This window comes from Thioalkalivibrio sp. (assembly GCF_007692535.1).
GTDB lineage: Bacteria > Pseudomonadota > Gammaproteobacteria > Ectothiorhodospirales > Ectothiorhodospiraceae > Thioalkalivibrio.
The window spans coordinates 1-10,661 of record NZ_REBW01000059.1 but is presented as its reverse complement, the minus strand read 5'-3'; the positions used below and the strand labels follow the sequence as shown (position 1 = coordinate 10,661).

Sequence of the window (10,661 nt, the reverse complement as noted above, 5' to 3'; positions counted from 1 at the left end):
TCGGGCAGAGTTTGAACCGATGGTCGCGCATCTGCGACTTGCGCGTGGTGGTGTCCGAGGTCGTGGTCGTTGCCATGTCCGTGGTCGTTCCCGTGCCCGTGGTCATGCCCGTGGTCATTGCCGTGGTCGTGGCCGTGGCCGTGGTCGTGCCGGTGCTCCTCCCACACGCCACCTTCGCGCGTGGCGAGAAGCTCGAGGCTGAGATCATTCATCAGGCTGATCACCACGCGTCCCGCTCGCGGTTCGGACAGCGGGCGTTCCAGGAAGGTCTCGAGATCGGGACCGACCCAGACCAGCAGGTCGGCGTTCTGAAGCAGCCTGGCTTCCGAGGGCCGCATTGCGTAGCCATGGGGCGAGGCCGAGGCGGGCAGTAGCATGTCAACCTGATGGATACCGTCGACGAGCCCCGCGACGAGGCTGTGTACCGGTAGAATGGAGGCGACGACCGAACGGGGCTCAGCCTGTACTGGCGTGGTCGCCAGGGCGGCCCCAACCAGCAGTGATCCAATTCCGAGGGTCTTTCCGATGCGCATATCGAGGGGTCTCCGTTCAACGTGATTCTTTACATTTCGATTCGCCGTTTGCCCGGCGCCTAAACGTTATACTATAGCAACCATGTTTGGTGCTACCCGACCAGCCCGTTCCGCGCACGGCCAAGACGGCTCGGCCCTGATCCAGGCCGAGGCCCTGGGTCTCGAACGCGGCGGGCGAACCATCCTCGATCGCGTATCCCTGTCGGTGAGCGGCGGGCAGGTCGTCGTGGTGATCGGTCCCAACGGCGCGGGCAAGACGAGCCTGTTGCGGATCCTGCTGGGGCTCTGGCAGCCCAGTAGCGGCCGGATCATCCGCGCGCCCCGGATGCGCATCGGCTACATGCCCCAGCATGTGCAGGTGGATCCGATCCTGCCGCTGTCCGTCCGCCGGTTTCTGACGTTGCGACATCGGGCATCGGAGGCCCGCCTGCGCGAACAAATGCGCAAGGTCGGCGTGCCCCAGTTGCTGGACGCCCCGATTCAGACCCTGTCCGGCGGTGAGATGCAGCGCGTTCTGCTCGCGCGGGCGCTGATCGGTGAACCCGACCTGCTGGTCCTGGACGAACCGGCGCAGGGCGTCGATGTCGTCGGGCAGGGGGAGGTCTTCGATCTGATCGATCGGTTGCGCAGGGACACCGGTTGCGGCGTGCTGATGGTTTCGCACGAACTGCATCTGGTGATGGCGGCGGCCGACGTCGTGGTGTGCATCAACCAGCATGTCTGCTGCACGGGTCGGCCCGAGGAGGTCAGTCGGCATCCGGAGTATCAGCGGCTCTTCCCGGATGCCGGCGCGCAAGGCATCGGCATCTACACGCACAATCACGACCACGTGCACGACCTCGCAGGCGGGGCGAAACCGGTCAGCGGAGTCTCGGGGAAGGCGGACCATGCTCGATGATTTCGTGACACGGGCGATCGTCGCCGGCCTGATGGTGGCGGTCGTGGCCGGACCGCTGGGTGCCTTCATGGTCTGGCGCCGGATGGCCTACTTCGGGGACACGGTGTCGCATTCGGCGCTGCTGGGCGTTGCGCTGGGTTTCCTGCTGGGCATGAACCTGAACCTGCTGGTCACGCTGGTCTGCGTGATGGTGGCGGTGATCCTGGTCTTTCTGCAACGTCGCCAGGAGCTGGCATCGGATACCCTGCTCGGGATTCTTGCCCACAGCGCCCTGTCGTTGGGGCTGGTCGCGGTGGCGTTCGTCGAGGGCCTGCGCGTGGACCTGATGGCGTATCTGTTCGGCGACATCCTGGCGGTCACCCGCGGTGACCTGGTTGCGATTGCGATCGGAGGGGGGGTGGCGCTGGTCCTGCTGATCCTGCTCTGGCGCCCGCTGCTGGCGATCACGGTGCACGAGGAACTCGCGCGCGTGGAGGGGGTTCCGGTGCTCCCGGTGCGCCTGGGCCTGATGCTGCTGATCGCGCTGGTCATTGCCAGCGCGATGCAGGTGGTCGGGGTGCTGTTGATCACCGCATTGATGATCATACCCGCGGCGACCGCCCGCCGTTTCGCGCGTACGCCGGAGCAGATGGCTCTGTTCGGGGCCGGCTTCGGCGTGCTCGCAGTGCTGGGCGGCATATGGGGCTCGTTCACCCACGACACGCCTACAGGACCCAGCATCGTCGTCGCGGCGATGTTGGCGTTCGTGGTCCTGAATTTTGTGCCCTGGCCAGGTGCAAGGCGCCGCCGGGGCCCGTAGGAGGCCAGCCTCCTGGCCGATGGTTTTCCTGGCGGTGGTCGATCGGCGAGAGGGCTCGCCTCCTACGGATTGGCGTCCTTCAGGTATCCCCGACCAACTGCTTGAAGGGGTCGTCGGGCGGGGCGGCGTCGCGGAGCCATTCGCGGACGGTCGGTCCGAAATCGAGGTCGTCGTGGCGAATATGGTCGACGACCCAGGGACCGAGCGTGTCGATGAGTTCTTCGGCCTCGGCGATGGAGGCGGTCTCGATCCTCGAGCGGTACTCGCGAAGCTTTTCGAGGATTGCGTCGTGCGTCTGCCTGTGCTCCTCGAACCCGGAAAAATCGATCATCTTCAGGACCTTTTCCTCGAAGATGAAGTGTTCGTGCAGGCACTCGATCAGCCCGTCCATCGCTTGGAGCAGCGGCTCCGGTTCGCCGGAGGCGGCGGCTGCCTGCAACTGATTGACGTGCTGCACCATCACCCGATGCTGGGCATCGAGCTCCGGAATCCGGGTGTCAAGATCGTCGGACCAAGCCAGGTAAGGCATATCCACCTCCTCGTGGCGACCGTTCGGCCTGGCCAAGACTGATTGGCCACGCCTTCAGAGTAGATCATCCCGTGCGCGGACGTCACCTTGGCTGGCAACGGGGGTCGGTAACTGGAATTTGGACGGCTGTAACATTGAGACCACACGCTCAGCCCGCGCGTTCCAGCCGTTGAAAGGTGAAACCCGATTCGTGGTTCGCGTCGGGCCCATGCTCTTCCTCCCAGGCGACCGACCAGCCGTCGTCGGCGGGCGGAAAGAAGACGTCTCCCGGGAAACGCCGGTGCACTTTGGTCAGATGGATGACCGCTGCACGCGGCAGGGCCTCGCGGAACAGTTCGGCTCCGCCGATCACGAACACGGGAACGTCGCCGGCCACGGCCAGTGCTGACTCCAGATCGGGATGGACTTCGACGCCTGGCGCCCGCCAGTGTGCCTGGCGGGTCAGCACGATGTTGCGCCGGTTCGGCAGGGGACGGCCGATGGACTCGTGCGTCCTGCGGCCCATCACCAGTGTATGTCCACTGGTGATCCGCTTGAAGTGCTTCAGATCCTCCGGCAGATGCCAGGGCAGCTGGTTATCGCGTCCGATCACCCGGTCCGGATCCATGGCCACGATGATCTGCAGTCGCGGATCCACTGCGGTGCTGTCGGGTCGATCCGTGCTCATATTGCGATCGGGGCCCGGATGGCGGGGTGGCACTGGTAGTTCTCCAGCCGGAAGTCCTCGAACCGGAAGGCGAAGAGGTCCCGCACTTCGGGATTCAGGTGCATGGTCGGCAGCGGAAGCGGCTCGCGGCCAAGCAGTTCGCGCACCTGGTCGAAGTGGTTCCGGTACAAGTGGGCATCGCCCAGCGTATGCACGAAGTCCCCGGGCTGGAGGTCGCTGACCTGGGCGAGCATCAGCGTCAGCAGGGCATACGATGCGATGTTGAAGGGAACGCCCAGAAAGACGTCGGCGCTGCGCTGGTACAACTGGCAGGAGAGCCTTCCATCGGCCACGTAGAACTGGAACAGCGTGTGGCACGGCGCCAGGGCCATCTGCCCGGTGCGGACGTTGTCCTGGGGAGAGCGGGTCTCGTCCGGCAGGTCGGCAACATTCCACGCGGAGACCAGCAGGCGGCGCGAATAAGGCCGCAGGCGCAGCTGCTCGACGATTTCCGCCAGCTGGTCCACGACGCCGTTGCTGGTTTTCCAGCGGCGCCACTGCGCCCCGTAAATCGGCCCCAGATGGCCGTCCTTCGTGGCCCATTCGTCCCAGATGGTGACTCCGTGACGATGCAGGTAGTCGAGCCGGGTATCTCCCTGAATGAACCACAGGAGTTCGTGGATCACCGATTTCAGGTGGGTCTTCTTCGCGGTCACCAGCGGGAAACCCTCGGCGAGGTTGAACCGCATCTGATGGCCGAAGACCGAACGGGTGCCGGTACCCGTGCGGTCCGGCCGGTCGCTGCCGTTCTCGTAGATATGGCGGACCAGGTCCAGGTACTGCTTCATGCCGGTCTCCTCAGTGCGGGCCTGCGCCGGGACCAGGCGAGGAGCGCGAGGCCGGCGACGATCAACGGAAGCGACAGCGCCTGACCCATCGTGAGCCAGCCGAAGGCGAGGTAGCCGATATGCGCGTCCGGCTCCCGGACGAATTCAACCAGGAACCGGAACACCCCGTAAAGGAGCAGGAACAGCCCCGAGATCATGCCGGTCGGGCGCGGCTTGCGCGAGAACAGCCACAGCACGGTGAACAGCACCGCGCCCTCGAGGAAGGCCTGGTACAGCTGCGAGGGGTGCCTTGGGAGGTAGTCGGCGGCAGGGAAGACCATCGCCCATGGCAGTTCGGTGGGCTTGCCCCAGAGTTCGCCGTTGATCCAGTTGCCGATGCGTCCGGCGCCCAGGCCGATGGGGACCATCGGGGCCACGAAGTCCCCGATGCGCAGGAAGGGTTCTCCCAGCTTGTGCGCGTACCACCATGCGGCGAGCAGCACGCCGATGAGCCCACCATGGAAGGACATGCCTCCTTCCCAAAGACGCACCAGCATCAGCGGGTCCTGCAGCATGCTGTCGAAGTTGTAGAAGACCACATAACCCAGGCGCGCACCGACGATCACGCCGAGCACGCCCCAGAACAGCATGTCGCCCACCTGCTGCGGCGTCACGGGACTGTCGGGGCGGCGCGCGCGCAGGCTCCCGAGCGACCAGAAGCCGAGGAATCCAACCAGGTACATCAGGCCGTACCAGTGCAGGTTGAACGGGCCGATGGAAATCGCGACCGGATCGATAAACGGGTGGACAGGCATGGGCGCTTGCAGTGGCTTCGAGGACTGCGCAGTCTATCAACAAAAGCGACCCCGGGCGGGTGCACACCCGCCTCTTGATCCATATCCTTCCAATGCCATCCCGAGGAGCCCCGATGAACCGTCTGGCGCGGGCGAGCAGCCCCTATCTGCAGCAGCATGCGGACAATCCCGTCGACTGGTACCCCTGGGGTGAAGAGGCCCTTCTGCGCGCCCGCGCGGAGGACAAGCCGATCCTGCTGTCCATCGGCTACTCGGCCTGCCACTGGTGCCACGTGATGGCGCACGAGTCTTTCGAAAACCCCGAGACGGCGCGGGTGATGAACGAGCGCTACGTGAACATCAAGGTCGACCGCGAGGAACGGCCCGATCTGGACCGCATCTATCAGAACGCGCACATGCTGCTGACCCGGCGCAATGGCGGCTGGCCGCTGACGGTGATCCTGACCCCGGACCAGGTGCCGTTCTTCGCCGGCACGTATTTTCCGGCGCAGCCCCGGCACGGGTTGCCGGCCTTCATCGATGTACTCAACCGCGTGGCCGAGTTCCTGGAGGAAAATCCCGAGGATATCGCCGCCCAGAACGCCTCGCTGCAGGAGGCGATGGCGCGCATGTACGCACCCCAGGGCGGGAGCATTCCCGGTCCGGAGGTGCTGGATCGCGCGCGGGGTGACCTGAACCGCAATTTCGACGCGCGGTACGGCGGTTTCGGCGGAGCGCCCAAGTTCCCGCACCCGGCCACCCTCGAGTGGCTGGCGTGGCACGGTGACCGGCACGGCGATACGCGGGCGGAGGAGATGCTGGGCCAGACCCTGGAGGCGATGGCCCGGGGCGGGATCTTCGATCAGGTTGGCGGCGGCTTCTGCCGTTACTCGACCGACGATCGCTGGATGATCCCGCACTTCGAGAAGATGCTCTACGACAATGGCCCCCTGCTCGGCCTCTATGCGCGCCAGGCGATACGGGGCGATCGGCGTTCCCGGCGTGTGGTCCGGCAGACGGTCGGCTGGCTCACCCGGGAGATGACCGATGCCTCCGGGGCCTTCTACTCCAGTCTCGACGCTGATTCCGAGGGCGAGGAGGGACGCTTCTACGTCTGGACTCCGGAGCAGGTCCGGGACGTGCTGGAGCCCGCGGAGTGGGAACTGGCCAGCCGCGTCTGGGGCCTGGATGGTCCCGCCAACTTCGAGGGCCGCTGGCATCTGCACGAGGTCTTGGAGCCGGCAGCCGTTGCCGGGTTGCTCGGACTTGGCATCGACGCAGCCGAGGCGCTGCTGGAGTCCGCACGGGGCAAGCTGCTCACGCTGCGGGAGCAGCGGGTGCGCCCGCACCGCGACGAGAAGATCCTGACTTCCTGGAACGCTTTGATGATCTCCGGGCTGATCCGGGCCGGAGAGGCCCTGGATCAGCCGGAATGGCTGGATCGTGCGGAGGCGGCGATGCGGGCGGTGCAACGCTCGCTTTGGCGCGACGGCCGTCTTTACGCGAGCTTCCGCGAGGGGGCCGACACCCCGATGCCGCGCGCCTATCTGGATGACCACGCGTCGATGCTGGCGGCCAGTCTCGATCTGCTGCGAGTACGCTGGAGCGTGGAGTGGCTGGACTGGGCGCAGACCCTGGCCGAGGTCCTGCTGCGCGACTTCGCGGACGCCAGCGACGGCGGTTTCTTCTACACCGCCGCCGATCACGAGGCCTTGATCCAGAGGCCCAAGGTCTATGCCGACGACGCAATGGCGTCGGGCAACGGAGTCGCCGCGCAGGCCCTGTTGCAATTGGGGTACCTGTTGGTCGAACCCAGGTACATCCGGGCCGCCGAGTCCACTCTGGCCAACGGCGGGCCGATGGTGGAGGAGGCGCCGCTGGGTCACATGAGTCTGCTGCAGGCCCTGGACCTGTATCGGGAGCCGCCGCCCATGGTGATCCTGCGCGGTCCCGAGGCGGCCGCACGCGCCTGGCAGCGCGCGCTGCGGGAACGCGATGCGCAGGCGTGGGTGTTCGCGCTGCCGTCGGAAGGGAAGGGCCTGCCGCAGGCGCTGGCGGGGAAATGCGGTCATCCGACCCGCTCTGACCGGGTGGTGGCCTATCTGTGCCGCGGCACCACCTGCGCGCCACCGGAATACACATTGGAAGGTTTATTGGAGGCGCTTTGATGGTGGACACGGAGCAACGATCGGAGAGCCATCGGAAAACCCTGGCTGATCTGGTGGCCGAGGCTCGGCGACAGATCCGGGAGATCTCGCCCGAGGATCTGGCCGATGCCATCGACGGGGGCGAGCCCTGGCTGATCGTCGATTTGCGCGAGCCCTACGAGTACGAACGGCTGCATGTGCCCGATTCGATCCTGGTCCCGCGCGGCCTGCTCGAGGGCGCGGTGGAATCCAACAGTCCGCATCGAATCGATACCCTGTGCGAGGCGCGTGACAGGCCGGTCGCCCTGCTCTGTACCACAGGCGCGCGTTCGGCGCTGGCAGCGGTCGTGCTGCAGCAGATGGGCTTCACCAGCGTGGCCAATATCGCAGGCGGGATCGAGCTCTGGGAGGGGGAAGACCTGCCAACGGCTTCCGGGCCGTATCTGGGGCCGTTGCCCTGAACCTGCACCCGGTCTGCCTGGCGTCTCCCCGATGTTGAGCCCCGGTGGCAGGGTGTAATGGGGGCCGCGGAACGCTACCATCGTGGCCAGGAGCCGGCCTTGCCGGCAGTCATTGGAGAGCCGAATGCGCGGTTCGCTGCGAGCCAGCTGGAGATTGGTACGCCTCTTCTTCTTCGTGTGGTCCGGACTGTGGTTGACCTTTCGCCACGGGTCGGGGCTCGGGTCGCGTGAGCGACTCGCGCGAGTCCAGCGGGAGTGGTACCAGCGCGCCGTGAAACTGCTTGGCGTGGAGGTTCACTGCCATGGGGAACAGGCCGAGGGACCGGCCCTGGTGGTGGCGAACCACGTGTCGTGGTTGGACATCCCGGTACTGGGATCGCGGCTGGATGTGCGCTTCCTGTCCAAGTCCGAGATCGCGCGCTGGCCGGTGATCGGATGGCTGGCACGGGGGCACGGCACCCTGTTCATCCGGCGCGGTGCGCACGAGGTCGAGGCGATCGTCCAGGATATCGCAGAGGCGCTGGACGACGGCGAAAAGGTGGCCATCTTCCCGGAGGCAACCACCACCCGCGGCGACGATGTCCGGAGTTTTCACGCGCGCCTGTTTGCCGCGGCGGTCGTGACCGCCACCCCGATCCAGCCGGTCGCAATCGACTACGGGCGGGAGCCCGACGGCAGCCCGGCCCATGCCTCCTATACGGGTGATGATCGATTGTTGTTCCATTTCTGGCGGCTCCTTCGTCGGGAGCGGACCGACGTCGACCTGCACATCCTTCCGCTCATCCCGGTCGGGCCGGATGCCCTGCGCCGGGACCTTGCCAGAAACGCGCGCCGCACGATTGTCGCCGCGTTGTCGTTGCCGCAGAAGCCCGGTGTCCGCGATATAGCGTAGGAGGCGAGCCCTCTCGCCGATCCGGCGAGGTGCGCAGGGCACAATCGGCCAGGGGCTGGCCTCCTACGTTGCCTGCGCTTCCGACAGCCTCAGTATCGCCAGTTCGTGGTAGAGCCCCTTGGCCAGGCTTACGCACATGGCCAGGAGGATGATCAGGAATGGCAGTCCGGTACTGACCGCCCCCGCCTGCAGTGCCTGCAGCGCCGCCGCACCGCCGACTGCCAGCAGGACGCCGGCGACGATGCCCTCGAAGGTCGCCCAGAACAGGCGCTGGGACTGCGGGGCATCGGTCTTGCCGCCCGAGGTGATGCTGTCGATCACCAGGGAGCCCGAGTCCGACGAGGTGATGAAGAAGATCAGGACCAGCACGATCGCCAAGAGCGAGGTGATGGCAGCGAACGGCATGTTCTCCAGCATCTGGAACAAGGCCAGCGTCGAATCGCTGATGCCGTCGGCCAGAGCGCCAACGCCCGCCATGGACTGGTTCAGTCCGGCACCGCCGAACGCGCTCATCCACACGACCGTCACCAGGGTGGGGACGAGCAGGACCGCTGTGACGAACTGGCGCACGGTCCGGCCGCGCGACACCCGTGCGATGAACATGCCGACGAACGGTGACCAGGAGATCCACCAGGCCCAGAAGAAGATCGTCCAGCCATGGTAAAAGGTTTCGTCTTCACGGCCGACAGGATTGCTCAGCGGCAGGATGTACTGTGCATAGGCCGTCAGCGTGGTGCCGGCGTTCGCCAGAAACGCGATAAACCCGCCCGCGATCATCACGAAAAGCAACAGCACCGCGGCAAACATGAGATTGATGTTGCTCAGGACCCGGACGCCCCCATGGATGCCGCGCATCACCGACAGCAGGGCGATGATCGTGACGCCGATGATGATCGCGACCTGGGTGTTCAGACCGCTGTCGATGCCGAACAGGAATTCCAGCCCGGCGGCTGCCTGCTGGGCGCCAAATCCCAGGGAGGTGGCCAATCCGAACATCGTGGCCAGCACGGCCAGCGTGTCGATCACGTGCCCGAAGGGACCCCACACGCGGTCGCCCAGCAGCGGGTAGAACGATGAGCGGATCGTGAGCGGCAGTCCCTTGTTGTAGGTGAAGAACGCCAGAGACAGGCCGACCACAGCGTAGATCGCCCAGGGGTGCAGACCCCAGTGGTACATCGTGGCGCCCAGCGCGGCCCTCTTGGCCTCCTCGGTCCCGCCTTCGATGTTCAGCGGTGTGCCGAACCACTCGGTGAAGTAACCCACGGGCTCGGCGACACTCCAGAACATCAGGCCGATGCCCATGCCGGCCGCGAACAGCATCGAGAACCAGGACATCACGGAGAAATCGGGCTTCGCATCCTGTCCACCCAGGCGGATTCTGCCGACAGGCAGAACAATCAGCAGGAGACAGAAAAGAACGAAGATGCTGCCGCCCGAAAGAAACAGCCAGTGGAAGGTCTCCCCGATCCATTCGCGGGTGGCGGTCAGTGCACTGTTGGATACGTCTGGAAAGATGAGGGACCCGATCACGAATACCAGGATCAGGAATGCACTAGTGACGAATACCGGGTTGTGCAGGTCGAGTCCAAGCGGGTTGACGTTCTGGTCCCCGATCTCGAAGTCGGTCTCGTAGACCTCCTCGAGTTTTTCGATTTTCTCCTTTAGCTCTTCGGTTTTCTTGCTCACCTTGGGTTCCCCTGTGTTTTCCACACGCCGGTGTTTTTTCTGTCGAAACCTTCCCAAACGGCGCGAGGCGGAAGCAGCAGCCAAGCAGTGGGCTTCAGACACGGTTCTGCCGATGCAGTGCTGAATACCGCGAATTGCCCTGTCCTACCATGTTCGCCAGATCCCCTGGACGGGTTGGCGGTTCAAGATGACCGGGCGATACTCGATCTACTGCAGGATTGCTTGTGTGAATGGATGTCGATCATAACGACATGACCTGGAGCGACCGGACTGACAAAAATGCCTGTCTGCGGCGGATGGAGGCAGCCGCATGGTCTACCGAGTACGTGGTTGTTCTGACTCGGGCTCTGTCATCAGCCGACACAGCGCCAGCCAACAATCCAAAGTATTCGGCCCACCCGGCCCCTTGTCAAACCCGTCCGTTGTGTCCGTGGGCGCGCTCGGGCTAT

11 protein-coding genes are annotated in these 10,661 nt (G+C 65.2%); 5 read left to right on the top strand and 6 right to left on the bottom strand.

Annotation, left to right across the window (positions count from 1 at the left end):
• Positions 1-533: zinc ABC transporter substrate-binding protein (locus EA346_RS01535; protein ID WP_296754772.1), on the bottom strand; the 533-nt coding region annotated here is incomplete at its 3' end.
• Positions 534-615: 82 nt separating this feature from the next.
• On the opposite strand from EA346_RS01535, the gene EA346_RS01530 reads away from it, so the two are divergent.
• Together EA346_RS01530 and znuB are read left to right on the top strand one after the other, a co-directional pair.
• Entirely contained in the window at positions 616-1,431 is an 816-nt protein-coding gene (locus EA346_RS01530) for an ATP-binding cassette domain-containing protein (RefSeq protein ID WP_296754770.1), read from the top strand.
• On the top strand, positions 1,421-2,230 hold the full coding sequence (gene znuB, locus EA346_RS01525) for a zinc ABC transporter permease subunit ZnuB (protein WP_296754768.1): 810 nt from the start codon (positions 1,421-1,423) through the stop codon (positions 2,228-2,230). The genes EA346_RS01530 and znuB overlap by 11 nt, the downstream gene beginning before the upstream one ends.
• 79 nt (positions 2,231-2,309) lie before the next feature.
• Here the strand turns inward: znuB and EA346_RS01520 are convergent, their stop codons facing one another.
• The 4 genes from EA346_RS01520 to lgt all read right to left on the bottom strand — a co-directional run bounded on the left by EA346_RS01520 (position 2,310) and on the right by lgt (position 5,047).
• The gene (locus EA346_RS01520; protein WP_296754766.1) at positions 2,310-2,759 is read right to left on the bottom strand and encodes a bacteriohemerythrin; all 450 of its coding nucleotides are present in this window, start codon (positions 2,757-2,759) and stop codon (positions 2,310-2,312) included.
• A 148-nt stretch (positions 2,760-2,907) separates the two neighbouring features.
• Positions 2,908-3,426: a dihydrofolate reductase gene (locus EA346_RS01515; RefSeq protein WP_296754763.1), complete on the bottom strand. Its 519-nt coding sequence runs from the start codon at positions 3,424-3,426 to the stop codon at positions 2,908-2,910.
• Positions 3,423-4,253 carry a thymidylate synthase gene (locus EA346_RS01510; protein ID WP_296754760.1) on the bottom strand — a complete coding sequence of 277 codons (831 nt, stop codon included), beginning with the start codon at positions 4,251-4,253 and terminating at the stop codon, positions 3,423-3,425. The genes EA346_RS01515 and EA346_RS01510 overlap by 4 nt, the downstream gene beginning before the upstream one ends.
• Entirely contained in the window at positions 4,250-5,047 is a 798-nt protein-coding gene (lgt, locus tag EA346_RS01505; RefSeq protein ID WP_296754757.1) for a prolipoprotein diacylglyceryl transferase, read from the bottom strand. Before lgt ends, EA346_RS01510 begins: the two co-directional genes overlap by 4 nt.
• Positions 5,048-5,160: 113 nt before the next feature.
• Between lgt and EA346_RS01500 the strand changes: the two genes are divergently transcribed.
• The 3 genes from EA346_RS01500 (at position 5,161) to EA346_RS01490 (ending at position 8,526) form a co-directional block, all read left to right on the top strand.
• A complete protein-coding gene (locus tag EA346_RS01500; RefSeq protein ID WP_296754755.1) occupies positions 5,161-7,194 on the top strand; it encodes a thioredoxin domain-containing protein in 2,034 nt (677 codons plus the stop codon).
• The gene (locus tag EA346_RS01495) at positions 7,194-7,634 is read left to right on the top strand and encodes a rhodanese-like domain-containing protein (RefSeq protein ID WP_296754752.1); all 441 of its coding nucleotides are present in this window, start codon (positions 7,194-7,196) and stop codon (positions 7,632-7,634) included. Before EA346_RS01500 ends, EA346_RS01495 begins: the two co-directional genes overlap by 1 nt.
• A 124-nt stretch (positions 7,635-7,758) precedes the next feature.
• The gene (locus EA346_RS01490) at positions 7,759-8,526 is read left to right on the top strand and encodes a lysophospholipid acyltransferase family protein (protein ID WP_296754749.1); all 768 of its coding nucleotides are present in this window, start codon (positions 7,759-7,761) and stop codon (positions 8,524-8,526) included.
• 63 nt (positions 8,527-8,589) lie between these two features.
• On the opposite strand, the gene EA346_RS01485 is transcribed toward EA346_RS01490, so the two are convergent.
• On the bottom strand, positions 8,590-10,212 hold the full coding sequence (locus EA346_RS01485) for a BCCT family transporter (RefSeq protein WP_296754747.1): 1,623 nt from the start codon (positions 10,210-10,212) through the stop codon (positions 8,590-8,592).
• Positions 10,213-10,661 lie beyond the last annotated feature (449 nt).

Bases quoted from the DNA above. Each gene is read 5' to 3' on its own strand.
- lgt (WP_296754757.1), bottom strand. From the start codon at position 5,047: ATGCCTGTCCACCCGTTTATCGATCCGGTCGCGATTTCCATCGGCCCG.
- EA346_RS01500 (WP_296754755.1), top strand. From the start codon at position 5,161: ATGAACCGTCTGGCGCGGGCGAGCAGCCCCTATCTGCAGCAGCATGCG.
- EA346_RS01495 (WP_296754752.1), top strand. From the start codon at position 7,194: ATGGTGGACACGGAGCAACGATCGGAGAGCCATCGGAAAACCCTGGCT.
- EA346_RS01510 (WP_296754760.1), bottom strand. From the start codon at position 4,253: ATGAAGCAGTACCTGGACCTGGTCCGCCATATCTACGAGAACGGCAGC.
- EA346_RS01520 (WP_296754766.1), bottom strand. From the start codon at position 2,759: ATGCCTTACCTGGCTTGGTCCGACGATCTTGACACCCGGATTCCGGAG.
- EA346_RS01530 (WP_296754770.1), top strand. From the start codon at position 616: ATGTTTGGTGCTACCCGACCAGCCCGTTCCGCGCACGGCCAAGACGGC.
- EA346_RS01515 (WP_296754763.1), bottom strand. From the start codon at position 3,426: ATGAGCACGGATCGACCCGACAGCACCGCAGTGGATCCGCGACTGCAG.
- znuB (WP_296754768.1), top strand. From the start codon at position 1,421: ATGCTCGATGATTTCGTGACACGGGCGATCGTCGCCGGCCTGATGGTG.
- EA346_RS01490 (WP_296754749.1), top strand. From the start codon at position 7,759: ATGCGCGGTTCGCTGCGAGCCAGCTGGAGATTGGTACGCCTCTTCTTC.